Annotated in this window: 13 protein-coding genes; 6 read left to right on the top strand and 7 right to left on the bottom strand. The window is 44.6% G+C overall.

Features of this window, described 5'->3' with window-relative positions:
- Window positions 1-129 precede the first annotated feature (129 nt).
- A complete protein-coding gene (gene glgC, locus C942_RS00900) occupies window positions 130-1,347 on the bottom strand; it encodes a glucose-1-phosphate adenylyltransferase (RefSeq protein ID WP_036798284.1) in 1,218 nt (405 codons plus the stop codon).
- A 369-nt stretch (window positions 1,348-1,716) separates the two neighbouring features.
- A complete protein-coding gene (locus C942_RS24960) occupies window positions 1,717-1,878 on the bottom strand; it encodes a hypothetical protein (RefSeq protein WP_007461402.1) in 162 nt (53 codons plus the stop codon).
- A 459-nt stretch (window positions 1,879-2,337) separates the two neighbouring features.
- Between C942_RS24960 and C942_RS00895 the strand changes: the two genes are divergently transcribed.
- Window positions 2,338-3,675: a transporter substrate-binding domain-containing diguanylate cyclase gene (locus C942_RS00895; protein ID WP_036798186.1), complete on the top strand. Its 1,338-nt coding sequence runs from the start codon at window positions 2,338-2,340 to the stop codon at window positions 3,673-3,675.
- Between the two features lie 120 nt (window positions 3,676-3,795).
- Here the strand turns inward: C942_RS00895 and C942_RS00890 are convergent, their stop codons facing one another.
- Window positions 3,796-5,775 carry a methyl-accepting chemotaxis protein gene (locus C942_RS00890; protein ID WP_007461398.1) on the bottom strand — a complete coding sequence of 660 codons (1,980 nt, stop codon included), beginning with the start codon at window positions 5,773-5,775 and terminating at the stop codon, window positions 3,796-3,798.
- Between the two features lie 624 nt (window positions 5,776-6,399).
- Between C942_RS00890 and C942_RS00885 the strand changes: the two genes are divergently transcribed.
- Window positions 6,400-7,350 carry a TerC family protein gene (locus tag C942_RS00885; protein ID WP_007461396.1) on the top strand — a complete coding sequence of 317 codons (951 nt, stop codon included), beginning with the start codon at window positions 6,400-6,402 and terminating at the stop codon, window positions 7,348-7,350.
- 156 nt (window positions 7,351-7,506) lie between these two features.
- Here the strand turns inward: C942_RS00885 and C942_RS00880 are convergent, their stop codons facing one another.
- The gene (locus tag C942_RS00880; RefSeq protein ID WP_198287456.1) at window positions 7,507-9,087 is read right to left on the bottom strand and encodes a L,D-transpeptidase family protein; all 1,581 of its coding nucleotides are present in this window, start codon (window positions 9,085-9,087) and stop codon (window positions 7,507-7,509) included.
- Between the two features lie 591 nt (window positions 9,088-9,678).
- Here C942_RS00880 and C942_RS00875 point away from each other — a divergent pair.
- Window positions 9,679-11,226 (top strand): YjjI family glycine radical enzyme, encoded by a 1,548-nt coding sequence (locus C942_RS00875; protein WP_007461392.1) that lies wholly within the window; start codon window positions 9,679-9,681, stop codon window positions 11,224-11,226.
- Window positions 11,180-12,082, top strand: a complete 903-nt coding sequence (locus C942_RS00870) for a YjjW family glycine radical enzyme activase (RefSeq protein WP_036798181.1) — start codon at window positions 11,180-11,182, stop codon at window positions 12,080-12,082. The genes C942_RS00875 and C942_RS00870 overlap by 47 nt, the downstream gene beginning before the upstream one ends.
- Window positions 12,083-12,132: 50 nt before the next feature.
- On the opposite strand, the gene C942_RS00865 is transcribed toward C942_RS00870, so the two are convergent.
- Window positions 12,133-13,104: a LysR family transcriptional regulator gene (locus C942_RS00865; protein ID WP_007461388.1), complete on the bottom strand. Its 972-nt coding sequence runs from the start codon at window positions 13,102-13,104 to the stop codon at window positions 12,133-12,135.
- 84 nt (window positions 13,105-13,188) lie between these two features.
- Complete coding sequence (gene folE / locus C942_RS00860; RefSeq protein WP_007461386.1) at window positions 13,189-13,842, bottom strand: GTP cyclohydrolase I FolE; 654 nt, start codon at window positions 13,840-13,842, stop codon at window positions 13,189-13,191.
- A 216-nt stretch (window positions 13,843-14,058) separates the two neighbouring features.
- Between folE and moeA the strand changes: the two genes are divergently transcribed.
- Both moeA and moeB read left to right on the top strand, forming a co-directional pair.
- Window positions 14,059-15,291: a molybdopterin molybdotransferase MoeA gene (moeA, locus tag C942_RS00855; protein WP_007461384.1), complete on the top strand. Its 1,233-nt coding sequence runs from the start codon at window positions 14,059-14,061 to the stop codon at window positions 15,289-15,291.
- A gap of 9 nt (window positions 15,292-15,300) precedes the next feature.
- On the top strand, window positions 15,301-16,047 hold the full coding sequence (gene moeB / locus C942_RS00850; RefSeq protein ID WP_007461382.1) for a molybdopterin-synthase adenylyltransferase MoeB: 747 nt from the start codon (window positions 15,301-15,303) through the stop codon (window positions 16,045-16,047).
- Between the two features lie 65 nt (window positions 16,048-16,112).
- Here moeB and C942_RS00845 read toward each other — a convergent pair whose 3' ends face one another.
- Window positions 16,113-16,649 (bottom strand): OmpA family protein, encoded by a 537-nt coding sequence (locus C942_RS00845; RefSeq protein ID WP_051035679.1) that lies wholly within the window; start codon window positions 16,647-16,649, stop codon window positions 16,113-16,115.
- Window positions 16,650-16,677 lie beyond the last annotated feature (28 nt).

The raw sequence follows: 16,677 nt of genomic DNA, 5'->3' as shown, positions 1-16,677 counted from the left end.
GATTAAAAACATAAGCGCCGCTTGTTTAGCGGCGCTTTGATAACGGACATCAACTATTAATTCATAGCCATGGAATAAGTCTTACATTCCACATAAGCATGATGATAAATGAATTATTTATTTCAACGTTCAATTAAACTGATGTGATGATGAGATAACAACCACACCATTATCTGAAATATGAAAACGCTCAGCATCTTTCTTTTTATCAACGCCGATAACCGTTCCCGGTGGTATCTCGACATATTTATCTACAACGCAGTTTTCAAGATGCGCCCCCTCCCCCAGCTTTACTCCTTCAAAAAGAATGCTGTTAATTACCACAGCAGCGTTCCCTATGGATACTCTCGGAAACAGAACTGAATTTTGAGCAGAGCCTCCGGCGATCACCACACCACTTGAAATGATTGAGTTGATGAAGATCCCTTCATTTCCTTGTGCCGATGACACCGTTCTTGCTGGTGGTAACTGAGGCTCATAAGTTCTTATCGGCCAGTCCTGTTGATATAAATCCACCGGGGATTCAGCTAAGAGCAAATCCATATTAGCCTGATAAAACGCATCTATGGTCCCGACATCACGCCAATAAGCATCCTGAGTTACCCGCCCGGCTTCACCACCAAACCGATATGCGTAAACATGTGCCCTGTCGATCATTGCCGGGATAATGTCTTTACCAAAATCATGGCTGGAGCCTTTATTTATCGCATCTTGCTGTAATACCTTTTCCAGTACATCGAGAGAAAAAATATAAATCCCCATTGATGCCAGGCAAACATCAGGGTTGTCTGGCAACGTAGCCGGATTTGCCGGCTTCTCCTCAAATGCAATAACACGATGGTCAACATCGGCCTGCATCACACCAAAGGCTGTCGCTTCTTTTTTTGTTACATTCATACAGGCAACCGTCAATGCCGCATCGGTTTCAATGTGCTGGCGAAGCATGGGCGCATAATCCATGCGGTAGATATGATCCCCGGAAAGGACAACAACATACTTTGCATTGCTGCGCTGGAGTAAATAAAGGTTCTGGTAAATGGCATCCGCAGTGCCCTGATACCAACTGTCTCCGGTACGCATTTGAGGCGGCACGGCTGTGATATATTCTCCGAGCTCAGGATTGAAAATCGACCAGCCATCCCTAAGGTGTTTTTGCAATGAGTGGGATTTGTACTGCGTAAGCACCAGAATTTTTCGTAACCCTGAATGAAGGCAGTTCGCAAGGGTGAAATCAATGATTCGATATTTACCGCCGAACGGCACAGCCGGTTTAGCTCGATTATCCGTTAAAGGGGTAAGACGTTTTCCTTCTCCACCAGCCAAAATGACGGTTATGGTTTCATCAATCATCGGGCTTCCTCTGCTTAATAGTTGATAGCGGTTCAAGACATACTGTCAGCACACTTCTGTTGATTTATCTGTAACTATTTCCATTAACAAGCTTTTCAACTATCACTTAGCAACTATCAAGCCACCTGAACTAAGTATGTAGAACCAGCATATTTCGTCAATTGCCCCAAATTTTTTGCTCAGGATTCACCAAAATGAACACCTGACTGCCCTATATGAGTGAAGTCGTTAATGCGATGCACCAAAATGTAGCAGCACATCATTTCATGGTGAAACAAACATGGTGGTAGTGAAACAAATATAGAAAAAGAAGCGATGGCCTAGACCATCGCTTCTTTGTAAGTTTTGACTGATTCAAATAACTACCTAATGTTCTTCAACATACATCAGGCTCTCATCATTTTGACTCTTGTTGGTCACAATCTGTTGCTGTTCCCATCTGGCATCTAACAATGCCAGTTCTTTTTTCATTTCTGATAATTCGCGTTCCATATAAGCAATGTTCCGTATTAGCATTTTTCTTTCCATGTTTTTATCCTTAAACACTAATCACACCAACTCAAAAAGATACTATCAGAACCACCCTTTCTAAAATGCCTCTTTCATTTCAAAATCTTTTTTTGCTTTTTATATTAATTTTCTGTTCAACCTCCGTTAAGGATTGACTTTTTTTGATGGCAAACTTTTACTTTAATCATTAGTTAATCAGGCTTGTATGAGATTTCTTCCATGTTTGTATTGAATAGTTTACTTATTCAATTTACCACTCCAACCGGATAAATAAAGCCAAGATTAAGAAAAACAAGCCAATATAACCAAAATATGAAACAACACACACTAAGCGTTATCCAACCGCTTTAATTAAGCAAATTATTAAAAACAACGTTTGAGCTTTATTTACAAAAGAAATAAAATCGAAATAAATAATCGTCACACGAGTATTACTCTTCAGGTGACAAAATATGCAATACAGTGAACAAGAAAGAGATGCTCAAACTTCCAGACTCTAAGATACTGTTTATATTAGGTATTATTCTCTCTCCTAGCGCATGGTCAGCTCAGAAGAGTGAGTTATCGTATTGCATCGACCCCAACTGGTATCCTCTTAGTTATACCGACAATGGTACCCATAAAGGCCTTAGTGCCGACCTTATTAAAAGAATTCAAATTCATTCCGGCCTTAGTTTTGTATTACATAATACGAATTCATGGTCAGAATCATATTCAGAGATTCTTAACGGCGGCTGTGATGTTATTTTTGATATTCAATCGACAGAAAAGCGCAGAAAGCATTTAGTTTTTTCTGATGTTATCTATAAAAGCGAACTGGTTTTCGTCACCAATAAGCAGGAACGCTATATTACCGATCCCAAAGCTTTTGTAAGAAACAGTCGACTTGGTCTGGTTGATGAGTACGGACCTTCAGATTCACTGAATATACAAAGCGCCAGCTATTATCGTAGTCTCAAATCCGGCCTGATTGCTTTATTCAACAATGAAATTGATGCAATGGTCGACTCATCAGAAGTGATGCAATACATTCTGATGGAAGAGTTTCCCGGTTTTAGCATCAATTCTGGTACCGGCGTATATTGGGAGCTTCGTGCCGCAGTCAAAAAAGAAAATGCCAGTATTATCAAGGAAATAAATCCAGCTATCGCTGCAATCAGTACTGATGAGCTCAACCAGTTAAGGCAAAAATGGTTCTGGTATAAGGAACCCAAACCCGAATTTCAGTGGCTATACCAAATCTCTCCGGTATTGCTCTTACTGTGCTTTGCCATTTATTACTTCTATTCCCAAGGCGTAAGATTAAAAGCACTGTCCGTTAAAGATGAGCTGACTTCTCAGCTAAACAGACGAGGGATTAATAAAAGCTTAAGGCTGGCTTATTCCCTGTTCCTCAGAGCAAATATTAATTTCTCTATCATTATCATTGATATAGACCACTTTAAAGTCATCAATGACAAGCACGGCCACCTCGAAGGCGACAATGTTCTGAAATCACTATCGCAGCTTTTACAGCATCAGTTACGTAACTCGGATACGTTAGGTCGCTGGGGTGGCGAAGAGTTCATGATCATCTGCTTTAACACCGAGCTAAATGATGCCGTAGCAATAGCAGAGCGATTAAGAGCCACCATTGAAAAAGATATGAAAGTTGATGGTAAAAGCCTTACAGCCAGCTTTGGTATTGCTGATATTGAAAGCTCACCCGGTGCCGGCATTGATAATCTGATCAGAGTGGCAGATGAGCGTCTTTATCAGGCAAAAATGTCCGGCAGGAACCGCTGTATTCCAGATCTCGCTTCCTGTGAGGCTTAACCTAAAACAATCCCCACCGAGTTGGTGGTATGTTCGAGATAAGAATAAAAAAGCTCACATCCTGCTTAAGACGCTGATGTGAGCTTTTGAGTCTGGAACGTTAACTACCTTCTGAAACTGTTACACTCTGAAACTGTTCATCGCCAATTGCAGCTCTTTATTATTACTATTCAGCTGCTGAGTTTCAGACACAGCGGCTGTCATCTGTGTGCCGGTTTCATCCGCCATCTCATTTACCCGATTCACGTTTCGTCCAATCTCCTGCACGACTTCTGTCTGCTCCGCTGTTGCACAGGCAATTTGCTCTGTCTGAGCCTGGATCTCGGAAATAGCATGCATGATCTTGTTTAACGCGTCACCGACATGGCTGGCTTCATCCATCGTCTGTTCGGCCTGTCGTCGGTTATTACCCATCACAGAAGTCACATTATGAGTATTCGATTGCAGCTGTTCGATAATCCGCTGAATGTTAACAGTTGATTCCTGTGTTTTACTGGCCAAGCTTCTGACTTCATCAGCTACCACGGCAAAACCTCGTCCGTATTCACCGGCCCGCGCCGCTTCAATCGCTGCGTTCAGAGCTAACAAATTGGTTTGTTCAGCAATATCACTTATCACTCCCAACACCTGACCGATCTGCTCAGCATCCTGCCGCAGATTCAACACCAACTCTTCCGCACTGAAAATCTCATGTGTCAGTAACTCAACATTTTTGATGGCTGACTGCACGGTGTCATTACTGGTTGAAACCAGTGATTCAGCCTGTTGGGTCATCATTCGGGTCTGCTCTGCATTGGTCGATATTTCATTTACCGCATGACCCATTTCCGTTGCAGCAGTAGCAATTTGGTCCAGTTCGCCCTTCTGAACCTGTACGGCTTTATTCGTCGCAACGATTGTCTGCTCCATACCCTGACTATTCACTTCAACCTTTCCGGCCAGTTTACGGCTTTGAATGATCAGCCCCTGAATTTTGCCGGCAAAGTCATTGAACGCCATTGCAACCTGGCCAATTTCATCTTTTCTGTCGAAGGTTAAACGCTGTGTCAGATCCCCATCTCCATGAGCAATATCACGCATTGCTGCCGCGGCCTCATGAAGTGGCGCAAGTGCTTTCATACAGAAGAGGCCAAGAGCGGTCGCCATCGCAACCGTTCCCAGTAAAGCCAGCAACATCGCTCTGTGGCTGGCTTCTTCTACCGGCTTATCAACCATTGACATTGGCACCATCAGAGCCAACTTCCAGTTAAGTTTCGGTGACTCCAGCACAATGTCATGCATTGCCACTAACTGGCTGTTGCCCTGCCAGGTTACTTCAGCAAATGAGGTCTCGCCTTGCAAACTGGCTTTTCTCAGGTTGGCAAATCCTGGATTATTGTAATCGAGTTTATCCAGTGTTAAGCCGCTCATGTCATCAGGTGTCATACCTGAAAATAAAATCACTTCACCTTTATCATTAAACAGAAAAGCCGTGCCTTCTCCCATATAACGGGTTTCGTCTAATAAGGCTTGCTGAAGTGCTGTTATTTTTACATCAGCCCCACCAATATATTCAAGCCTCCCTGCGTTATCATAAACAGGGATATATAATGCGCCATTAAGATTGCCATTTCTTACATCGATGGCAGTTGTGAACCATGCTTTTCTTTCTGACAGTGTTGTTCTCCACCACGGACGTTGTTTCAAGTCTACTGACGAATCATAATAACGACCTGAAGCATCATAATATTCACCTGTATTTTCCAAGGCAAAAAATAAACTAAACAGATTTTCATCCGTTTCATTCATTCTGTGGATATAAGAAAGTACATTTTCATATCTTTCTCTTGGTAATTCGTCACTTAACTCACCTCGTTCTTCTACAAAGGAGCGAACATCTGAACTCATCAGAAAAGTTGTGGCAAGCGATTGATATTTAGAGACATAACCTTTTGCAAACTCGGCTTTCTCACTAACTTGTGTCGCCAGACCGCTTCTGACATTTGTCAGTGTTAAGTCAGAAATCCGTCTTACAGCAAGCCAGGTGCCGACAGAAGCAATAAGAAGAACTAAAAGTGAAACACCCGTAATTATCTTTTTTACGAGAGATACTTTTGCCATTACTAACCCCTAATATATGATTAATTATAATAACGATGAATGTTTAATAACATTTTCCACTATGGATTAATGAATATTATTCATCGGCTGCTCGACATTATGTAATTTCAATATTAATCACGAGAGTGATAACACTGAACAAGCTATTGGCTTTTACAATACATCGGGCGGTATCATATTATCAGCGATCGAAACCCATCCCAATTACGGTCATCTCTCTTATTTAAATAAATTCCGTGTTTATTTTGATCTTTATCACGAGTCGGGAAATAATTTATTTTCAAGGGTTTTACATTAAAACTTCCAGTCCGGCTTAAGTACAGACTGAGCATCAATCATCCATTCTGATTAACAGAATAAATTTTTTTCATTGGCATTCTTCTTCTATCAGCATTAAGATCAGGTTCGTTTGGGGAGTAGTCACTAATTGTTCGCCTGTCGTCATCCCGAAGCCTCATGCTTCCGGCAGTCGAGGATGGATTTGTCATCAACATCTCACATGACACCATTCTGACAAGACCAACGCCATTATTCATGCACTCCGGTGTAATTGTAGTAATGCGTGGAAGGTCGTAGCACACCCAGTCTGTTCCTCCTTTCGCGTATCTTAGAAAGGAGAAAATCATGAGCCTTTTGAGTTATGAAGGGTTCGCAGTTCTGACTGTTATCATGCTGGCGCTGGATTTATACCAAACCCGTGGCGGTGTTATCACAATAAAGAAAGCTGCGTTATGGAGTTTGTTCTGGGTATTCCTTGCCCTGCTCTTTAACGGGTTTATTTATCTTTACTGGCAGCAGATGGCACCGGAGAGCAGTTATACAAATAGTGAAGCTGCAACGGCTTTTCTGACAGGTTACTTGTTGGAAAAATCATTGAGTGTCGACAACCTGTTTGTATTTGCGCTGATCTTCGGTCAGTTTGCTGTACCGGAATCATTACGCCCGCGCGTATTGATGCTAGGTGTAGTGGGAGCCCTGCTGCTGCGCGGCTTGATGATCGCCATTGGTGCAGAATTACTGACTCAGTTCCATTGGGTACTGTATGTGTTTGCAGCCTTCCTGCTTTATACCGGCTTTAAGCTATGGCAGGAGGACGATGAACAACCAGAAGACTTTTCCAAATCATTGCCGGTCAGACTGGTGAAGAAATGCTTCCGTGTTAGTGAATCTTACCAGGGACACAAGGTGCTATATAAAGACCGCATCGGCTGGATTGCAACACCGATGATGATTGTCATTGCTGTGATTGCACTTACTGACGTGATGTTTGCACTGGATTCAATCCCGGCAATCTTTGCCGTAACTAAAGAGCCATTCCTGGTATTCACCGCTAACGTGTTTGCCCTGCTCGGGTTACGCTCTTTGTACTTTGTTCTGGAAGGTATGCTGACCCGCTTCTGTTATCTACGGCCAGCACTGGCATTCATTCTGAGTTTTATCGGCGTGAAGATGCTATTGATGGAAACTACTTGGGCAATTCCAACCCCGGTATCCCTGGGTGTGATTGTCGTGACTATTTCAACCGCAATCATCGGGTCTTTGTGGAAAACCAAAGCCGCAGCGGTATCTTCCTGAGTAAATTGACTGTGAGCTAAACGAAAAAAAACCTAACCACTGCGGATGGCTGTGGTTAGGTTATTCACTCCACGATTTATTCAAGAGCACTTATTGCAGAAGCATCTGTTTCAACCAACATCAATTTCTTAACGACCCGCTTCAGAAGTACCAGCTTCAGTACCTGAAATCTTTAAGGGTCACAAATTCTGGGTCGACCGGATGAGAACCGGGCCTGTCATACCCATAAATGTCTTCTCGTAACTGCAGCCTGTCGTTTTCATCTAACCAGGCTGTCATATACATAAACTCAACATCAAGACGACGAGCCAGGCTGACGGTATCAGAGTCTTCATCCCTGACCATATGAGCAAAAGGCGCTATTCCAGAACGACGCTGATAATCAAGAATGAACTGTGCAAGCTCTTCTGCCTTTTCTACCCGTACACAACCTGAACTCAAATTTCGCTTGTTGCGATTAAACAAACTGCGTGCCGGTGTATCGTGAAGGAATATCGCATAGTCATTCGGCATCAGAAACTTAACGCGACCAAGCGCATTAGTCGGTCCGGGTCCTTGCTGAAACTCATAGGGGAATGTTTCTGGATCGACCATACTCCACTCAATCTGATCCGGCAGGATCTCACTGCGATCAATCCAGCTTTTCACGATTTTCATATTCTTATTCGTCAAATATTCTCGTGACTTCTTTACTTTGGGAATCACATCTTTTTGCTTAATCGTCATCGGGACATTCCAGGTCGGATTGACGACCATTGTATTCAGAGACGATGAAAACAGGTTTGTCGGCCTGTTGGCGCGCCCGACAATCACCTTAGATTCAAATAACAACTGCTCCTGATTAGTAACCCTGAGGCTGTAATCCGGAATATTCACTTTAATTACTGGTCGCTTACTGCCATCTGCGCCAAAACGGCTGCGTTGCTGGTTTAGTGCAATCACCCTGGCTACTTCTTTATATGGCAGCGCAAGTTGTCGTTTGGTTGATGGACCTATAATCCCATCCACGGACAAACCATTTCGACGCTGAAAAGCCTTGATTGCATCATTTACCGGTCCGGCATTTTCAATCACAGGCTGCTGCCTGAGCCACTGATAATCAGAAAACGCAAGATCACCGTAGCGATACAGGACTTCAAGCATCGCATGACCATGAATAATTTCCTGACCACAACGGATTACCCGAGCCCCCTTGTTTGCTACATAGTTATGCGAGGGCAATCGTATGAACTCTTCCGCAACCTCAATGGCATTTTCCAGCCGCTTCACATTCGGCTTTAGCTGCTGCAATTCTTCAGAAAGGTATTTTGGAGAAATTGAAAGGATCGTACCCAGATATGTTTGTCGAGGAATACGTAACTTATGTCCTTTGAATAAATACCGCGGCTTTTTCTGAACCTGCAGAACAATAGATTTATAAGCCAGTAATGTGTCGGTTGCCAATAAGTCAAAGCCACGCAAGTCACTGTTTTCAGATAGCTTTTCAAGCTCATTAAGTCGCAAATCCATTCCGGGAACAAGTTCTGCGTACACCAGAGATTTTAACTGCAGTAATAATTCACTCTGAAATGACTCATCAAGCCACAAAGGATAGTAATTATTTTCCCTATATATATTTTCTAATGCGTTTGTAAAACAGACTTTGTTATCACTGTCGGGGCAAAGTTGCTTCTGGCTGTCAAGCTGATTACCATCCAGGAACTGCCAGCCCAGCAACTCCTGTCCATACGCAAACACAGGAAACACGAAGAGTAAAATAAGTAATCTACAACAATATCTACTTACAATTAGAACAGTATTAATCATTATCCAACGGTCCTGAACTGAGGTTGGTTTTAGTTATTGCTGTCAATCCATGATTGCTTACCGATAGAAACAATTCAGCCTTTATCTTTACTTATCTGGCGCTTTTAATATGTAGTCAATAATTTAACATTATGACAAGCCAGTACAAAAAAACAGCTTTCGACAATCTGTTTTAACTCAATATTTCATATACTTAATTGCCGTCTGACATTAATCATTAATTGCTGTTTCTATCATTATTTAATTTAAAGAAATATGGATCTGACTAAAGCGGTTGGCAGAATAGCATTCAGCCTTCAAAATAAACATATTTCGAAAGATTAATTAAGTGAACTATCACCCAAGTTATGATGAAATTTTTATGTGAAGAATATGAATATTATTTCTTCAGTGGCTCTGAGTCATTGTGATGCGGAATGTCGGATTTCCATTTGAGAAAATGATATTTTCAACGATTTCACTTCTAGAAATACCGTATAAAGGATAAGGTTAAGCCCACATAAGTTTAGCGGGTATTTAATCATGGCCTTGCAAGAAAAATTCCATCAAATCATTACTGATCCTACGCTTTCGCCAAAGCAAAAATCGAACTTCCTTGCATTGGAAGCGGATGCCAGTATTCCCTACCTCACTATTTCTGAAGCTGTAAAAGAAGCTATGGAGCACGGGATTATCTGCGATATGTTTGAAGGCAACGCACCATTCAAGCCACGTTATGTACTGCCAGATTACGGAAAATTCCTCAAGCAAGGTTCAGCGTACCTTGAGCTTGAACCTGCGCAGGATCTTGATGAAGCCATTAATGCCCTGACAATTCTCTATCACCATGTCCCTTCAGTTACCAATATTCCGGTTTACCTAGGTCAACTTGATGAAATTCTGCTGCCGTTTGCTGAAGGACTGGATGAAGACGCCATTTATCGCAAGCTGAAACTATTCTGGATCATGCTGGATCGCACCCTGCCGGATGCTTTCATGCATGCCAATATCGGCCCGTCGGATAATATTATCTGCCGTACCATTTTGCGCATTGATGCAGAACTCAAACAGGTAGCCCCTAACCTGACCTTTATGTATGACCCTGCTGTCACACCTGATGACTTACTGCGTGTCGCAGCGAAAAACATCTGTGAAACCAGCAAGCCCCACATCGCCAACTATCCGCTGCATGCGAATGCTTTTGACAATAAAGGCTTTGGCATTGTCAGTTGCTACAACTCACTGCCACTGGCTGGAGGTGCCAACACCTTGGTTCGCATGAACCTTAAACAAGCCGCACTTAAAGCAGAAAACCGGGTAGATTTCCTCAATCATGTTCTGCCGCATTACAGCGACCTTATGTATGAACTGATTGAAGCGCGTTCTGCATTCCTTCATCAGGATTCGCATTTCTTCAACAGCTTCCTTGTTGAAGAAGGGTTAATCGATGAATCTCGCTTTACGCCTATGTTCGGCATTTACGGTATGGCAGAAGCGGTCAATATTCTGCTGGAAAAAGAAGGTATTCAGGCTAGTTATGGTCATGATGACGGTGCAAACCAGCTTAGTTATCAAATATCAGCAGCATTAGACAGTATTGTTAAATCGACGCCTGTCACTTATGGCTACAATGGCCACGCATTGCTTCATGCTCAGGGTGGTATCAGCCTGGATAAAGACGTAACACCAGGTGTGCGTATTCCATATGGCACAGAACCGGATCCGGTCACCCATATTCAGGCACTGGCTGAGCACCACCAGTATTACACGTCCGGCATCAGTGACATCCTTACCATTGATGAAACAGTTAAAGGTAACCCTGAAGCTATGTACCAGCTTTGCAAAGGTGCACTGACGCTGGGTATGCGTGAATTTACCGCCAATGTGGATTCAAATGACCTGATCCGTGTTACCGGCTACATGATCAAGCTGTCTGACATTGAAAAATTCAATCAAGAGGGTTCCCGCACCAATACCACATGGCTTGGCAATGAAGCTGCCGCCAACACTGGAATCCTGAACCGCAAGCCGAGAGTGATCAGTCATGAACAAACGCCTTATTACGGTAACAACAGTGGCAACGGTCAGTAAAATTCTCAACTTCTCTTGCGTCGACGGGCCTGGCAACAGGCTCGTCATTTTCCTGCAAGGATGCAACTACCGATGCAAGAACTGCCATAACCCGCACACAATCGGCGTTTGTGATCATTGCGGCGACTGCGTTAGCCACTGCCCTGCCAATGCGCTTTCAATAAGGCAAAACGGCTCAGGAAAATCTCAGGTTATCTGGGAACCGGCGCTATGTACGCACTGTGATACCTGTTTAGACGTTTGTCCGAAACAATCGAATCCGAAAACACAGCGCTATACGGTGGAGGAAATGCTGGCTGTTGTTAGAAAAAACAGTCTGTTTATTACTGGCGTGACAGTTACCGGCGGAGAAGCGACACTCCAGCTGAATTTCATCACAGAGCTGTTTACACAGATCAAAGCCGATCCTGCGCTCAATCACCTGACCTGTATGATCGACAGTAACGGCAGTCTGAGCGAAACCGGATGGCTGAAAGTCATGCCTGTATTGGACGGCGCAATGATCGATCTGAAAGCCTGGCAGGAAGAAACGCACCAGTGGATCACCGGGCGCGACAATCACAGAGTATTTAAAACGTTAAACTTATTAGCTGAACAGCAAAAATTACACGAAGTCCGTTTACTGCACATACCGTCTGTAACGGATTTTCAGGCTGAAATTGACGATTTGGCTGATTACCTGTCGCAACTGCCAATCAGTACTCAGGTAAGGCTGAATGCCTTCCAGCACCACGGGGTAACCGGAGAGGCATTAGAGTGGCCGATATGTACGAAAGAAGAAATTGAAACCCTTGCACAACAACTGGAAAAACGAGGCATGAAAAATGTTGTGCGCCCAGCAGTTGTGCTCAGTTAGGTTTTTTCTGTCCTTTCTATATTAAAGGAGCAAATATCAGGAACCGAGACTTAAGCTTCTATACTCGGTTCTTGCAACTTTCCCTTAACTTCATCAACCAATTCTTCCCTGCACACTTCAACAATCTGCTCATAGAGCCAACGGTGAGCCGGATCATTCATACTCGGTTGGTGCCAAACTAGGCTGTAAGAGACTTCACCATAATTAAACGGCAACGGTTTGGTGATCAGCCCTTTTGCCTGCATAGCCGTCTGAGCCCACTTTTTCGAGCACGTGAAGAGCAAATCACTGTTATGACACATCAGTGCGGCTCCACCGAAGTCGGCAACAGAAATTGCGATCCGTCGCTTGCGGTGCTGCTGAGCCAGCTCCATTTCAAAAAATGGCACACTTAAATCCTGATCCATAATGCCAATATGGCCATAGCTCAGGTAGTCATCCAGTGCCAGCTCCTTCTCAGCCAAAGGATGACCTGCATTCATCAGGCAGACCATTTCATCATCCAGTAAGGTTTCCCAAACCAGATTATTCTGGCATGACGGCGGTTGGCTCCGGTCATGAGGAAGCAAGATAAAATCCAGCTGACCTTTACTTAGGCCATCAAAGCCCATGCTGTCACGAGACCAGATTTCTAGCCTTAGGTGCGGAGCCTGCTCTAACACTCTTGCGCTCAGCTTGGTGGCTAACAGCTCGAAGGTGCTTTCCCGCATCGCCAGAGAGAACCGTCCTTCATAGCTCGCCGGATCAAACGCTTCCTGAGTCAGCATCTGATTCATTTCATTGATCATCTGATGCACTGTCGGACCAAGGCGCCTTGCCAGCGGCGTTGCAACCAACTGGTTACCGTGACGGTAGAACAGCTCGTCATTCAGATTTTCACGCAACTGAGTCAGGGTTTTACTGACCGAAGACGGACTCTGACACAGACGCTCGGCACAGACTGTCACGCTGAGTGTATCCAGCATGACATGAAGCGTAACCAGGTGCTTCATACTGACCCGGGATAGTTTTATCAAATCCATAGATAACCCGTAAAAACAAAAAAGCCAGCTGGCGTAACCAACTAGCTTTTAAAGTCAATCACTTACAACAAACTACACCTGCGATTAGCGCAGGCCGTTTAAAAACTCCGCACGGGTAGCCGGGTTACGTTTGAAGATCCCGCCCAATGCTGTCGTCGTTGTAGAACTTGTCGCATCCATTACACCACGCGCTTTCACGCAGTAGTGAGTCGCATCCATCGTAATAGCGACATCTTCACTTTCAAGAAGCGTTTGCAGCGCAACTAGAATCTGCTGCGTCATACGTTCCTGCACCTGAGGACGCTGGGCAAAAAAGCGAACGATACGGTTAATTTTCGACAAACCGATAATCTTGCCACGCGGGATATATGCCACAGTTGCTTTACCATCAATGGTAACTAGGTGGTGTTCACAAGTACTGGTAAGCGTAATGTCTTTAACTCGAACCATCTCATCACAGTTCATTTTGTTTTCAATAACTGTGATTTTCGGGAAATTAGCATAATCAAGCCCGGAGAAAACTTCGTCCACATACATCTTCGCAATACGATGCGGCGTTTCTACCAGACTGTCATCGGTCAAATCCAATGAAAGCAGCTCAAGTACTTCACGCATGTGGTACTCGATTCGTTCTTTTTTCTCGTCACGACTCATCACCTTATCTGTCATCGGTGTTTCAAGGCCGCGTTCTTGCAGTGCGTTACGCACTTTTAATGCAGATTCACTTAATGCTGTCATTCTTTCCCTCCAACTGGCACGGGCGCAATGCGAAAATGCCCTATTTCACTCTGCCAGCGATAATGTAGACCGAAGGATACCTGTAATTGGCAAGAATACCAAATTGAATAGTTACAGCTCTCATTAACTAAGGCATTAGTTATAGCCTGATTTTTTTGTCATAATGATCTCTTATACCAATCATAATAAGCGAACGACTTGTAACGGATACCAATTATGGGATGTTGTGACGCACCGGGCCTGATGCCTGTAGAAACTGCTCTGGCCAAAATCCTGGCTGAAGTTAAGCCATTGGAAACAGTAAATACCGTTTCCCTGTCTGAAGCGATGGGACTGGTCATCGCCGAAGATGTTCTCTCTCCAATTAACGTACCGCCTTTTGCCAACTCAGCAATGGACGGTTATGCCCTTCGCCGCGAAGATCTGGAAAACACTGACACCCTAATCATGGCGGGTAAGTCTTTTGCCGGGATCCCGTTCGACGGTCGATGTGAACAAGGCCAGTGTATCCGCATCATGACAGGTGCCCAGTTACCGGAAGGTGCTGACACTATCGTTATGCAAGAAGAAACTGAAACAGACGGCGACAACATCCGCTTCCTGACCAAACCACCAGCCGGTGACCATGTTCGCCCAATCGGTGATGATGTTCGCCTTGGTGATGTTGTGGTTGCCAAAGGCACGCGCATTACAGCCCGTGAAATGCCACTGCTGGCGTCACTGGGTGTGGCAACAGTGAAAACTTACCGTCGCCCTATCGTCGCATTTTTCTCTACCGGTGATGAACTGCGTTCTGTCGGTGAGCCACTTGAAGCCGGTCAGATCTATGATAGCAACCGCTACGGTATTCGCGCCCTGCTGGAAAAATTCGGCTGTGACGTTATGGATCTGGGTATTATCCCGGATAACCCGGAAAAACTGCGCGAGGCATTCAATAAAGCGACCAAAGCTGACGTTCTGATCACCTCTGGCGGTGTGAGTGTAGGTGAAGCCGACTACACCAAAGATATTCTTGATGAGCAGGGCGAGATTGGTTTCTGGAAAATCGCAATGAAGCCGGGCAAACCTTTTGCATTCGGCACCATCAAAAACACCTGGTTCTGTGGCCTGCCGGGTAACCCGGTTTCTGCAATGCTGACCCTGTACCAGCTGGTACAGCCAATGCTGGCTAAACTGGCCGGTCACAGCCAGTACCAGCCACCGCAGCGCGTGAAGGCAAAAGCTACGACTGTATTTAAGAAACGTCCAGGCCGTACTGACTTCCAGCGTGGTATCTACCAAATCAATGCCGATGGTCAGGTTGAAGTAGCGACTACCGGTAACCAAGGCTCCGGCGCATTCAGCTCTATGCACCAGGCTAACTGCTTTGTCGTACTGGAGAAAGATCGCGGTCGCGTCATGCCGGGCGAAGAAGTCACTATCGAACTGTTCAATCATACGCTGTACTAAGGATCCATTGTGGCAGAACTGACTGATGCAGAAATGCTGCGCTATAACCGTCAAATCATCCTGAAGCAGTTCGATTTTGACGGCCAGGAAGCGCTAAAAGATTCCTCAATGCTGATCCTTGGTGCCGGTGGTCTGGGTTGTGCCTCAACCCAGTATCTTGCAGCCGCTGGTGCTGGCAAACTGACGCTCATCGATGATGACAAAGTTGAAGTCTCCAACCTACAGCGCCAAGTGCTTCACAATGACAGCACCGTCGGTATGCTGAAAGTAGAATCAGCAAAGCAAGCGCTGACAACCATCAACCCGAACACTCAGGTTGATACTATCGCCAAGCGCCTGACTGACGAAGAGCTGTTACCACTGATTGAGCAACACACTGTGGTGCTTGACTGCAGTGATAACGTCGACACTCGTAACCAACTGAACCGTCTGTGCTACCAGACTAAAACTCCGCTGATTTCCGGTGCGGCTATTCGCATGGAAGGTCAAATCAGTGTTTACAGCTATCAGGATGATGAGCCTTGCTACCAGTGTCTGAGCGCACTGTTCGGCCAGCAAGCACTAACCTGTGTGGAAGCAGGGATCATGTCCCCAGTTGTCGGCATTGTCGGTGCGGTTCAAGCGATGGAAGCAATCAAAGTTGTTGCCAATATGGGACAACCGCTGACTGGTAAGATCCTGATGCTTGATGCCATGAGTATGAGCTGGCGTGAAATGAAACTCGGCAAACAGCCATCCTGTACTGTTTGCAGTTAATTTCCCCCCCAAAAAAAGAGAAGAAGGAAGCCGAAGCTTCCTTTTTCCCTTTCCCTCTACACGCCTTAACCCGTGAACAATTCAAAGTCTGGCGTAATACGAACTTCAATTCGGCGGTTTTCACGGCGTCCGACAGCTGAATCGTTATCTGTTATTGGGATCATTTCACCGAACCCGAACGTCCCGATTCTTTCTGAGTCAACGCCCTGTGAAATCAGAAACTGCGAGACAGATAAAGCCCGCTTTTCAGACAACGATTTGTTATATTTCTTTGCTCCGACACTGTCAGTATGCCCGGCAATAAATATCTTCGACTGAGGATGATCTTTCAATAATGTGGATAAACGTCGAAGTACATAGTGGGTCTCTCTACGCACGGTCGCACTGTCATGCTTAAAGCTCTGATCACCACGTAAAACCACTATCACCTGATCACCGATGCGGTTGACTGTACCGTCTTCAGAATCAATAAACTTCTGAGCCTCATCATAGGTATAGTTCAGAAATGCATCGACTTTTTTTCTTGAAAAATTATCGCCAGAAGCACAGCCGAACAAAAGTGCCGACATCAACATAAAAATGGTAATTTTCGCCTTGTGCATAGAATTCGCCCTATTAACCTGTTTCGTC

Source organism: Photobacterium marinum (assembly GCF_000331515.1).
Lineage (GTDB): Bacteria > Pseudomonadota > Gammaproteobacteria > Enterobacterales > Vibrionaceae > Photobacterium > Photobacterium marinum.
Note: the sequence above shows the minus strand (reverse complement) of the source record. Positions and strands in the feature narration are given on the sequence as shown.

Excerpts from the sequence above, each read along its gene's own strand:
- C942_RS24960 (WP_007461402.1), bottom strand. The coding sequence starts at position 1,878 with ATGGAAAGAAAAATGCTAATACGGAACATTGCTTATATGGAACGCGAA.
- C942_RS00895 (WP_036798186.1), top strand. The coding sequence starts at position 2,338 with ATGCTCAAACTTCCAGACTCTAAGATACTGTTTATATTAGGTATTATT.
- C942_RS00890 (WP_007461398.1), bottom strand. The coding sequence starts at position 5,775 with ATGGCAAAAGTATCTCTCGTAAAAAAGATAATTACGGGTGTTTCACTT.
- C942_RS00885 (WP_007461396.1), top strand. The coding sequence starts at position 6,400 with ATGAGCCTTTTGAGTTATGAAGGGTTCGCAGTTCTGACTGTTATCATG.
- C942_RS00875 (WP_007461392.1), top strand. The coding sequence starts at position 9,679 with ATGGCCTTGCAAGAAAAATTCCATCAAATCATTACTGATCCTACGCTT.
- C942_RS00870 (WP_036798181.1), top strand. The coding sequence starts at position 11,180 with ATGAACAAACGCCTTATTACGGTAACAACAGTGGCAACGGTCAGTAAA.
- C942_RS00865 (WP_007461388.1), bottom strand. The coding sequence starts at position 13,104 with ATGGATTTGATAAAACTATCCCGGGTCAGTATGAAGCACCTGGTTACG.
- folE (WP_007461386.1), bottom strand. The coding sequence starts at position 13,842 with ATGACAGCATTAAGTGAATCTGCATTAAAAGTGCGTAACGCACTGCAA.
- moeA (WP_007461384.1), top strand. The coding sequence starts at position 14,059 with ATGGGATGTTGTGACGCACCGGGCCTGATGCCTGTAGAAACTGCTCTG.
- C942_RS00845 (WP_051035679.1), bottom strand. The coding sequence starts at position 16,649 with ATGCACAAGGCGAAAATTACCATTTTTATGTTGATGTCGGCACTTTTG.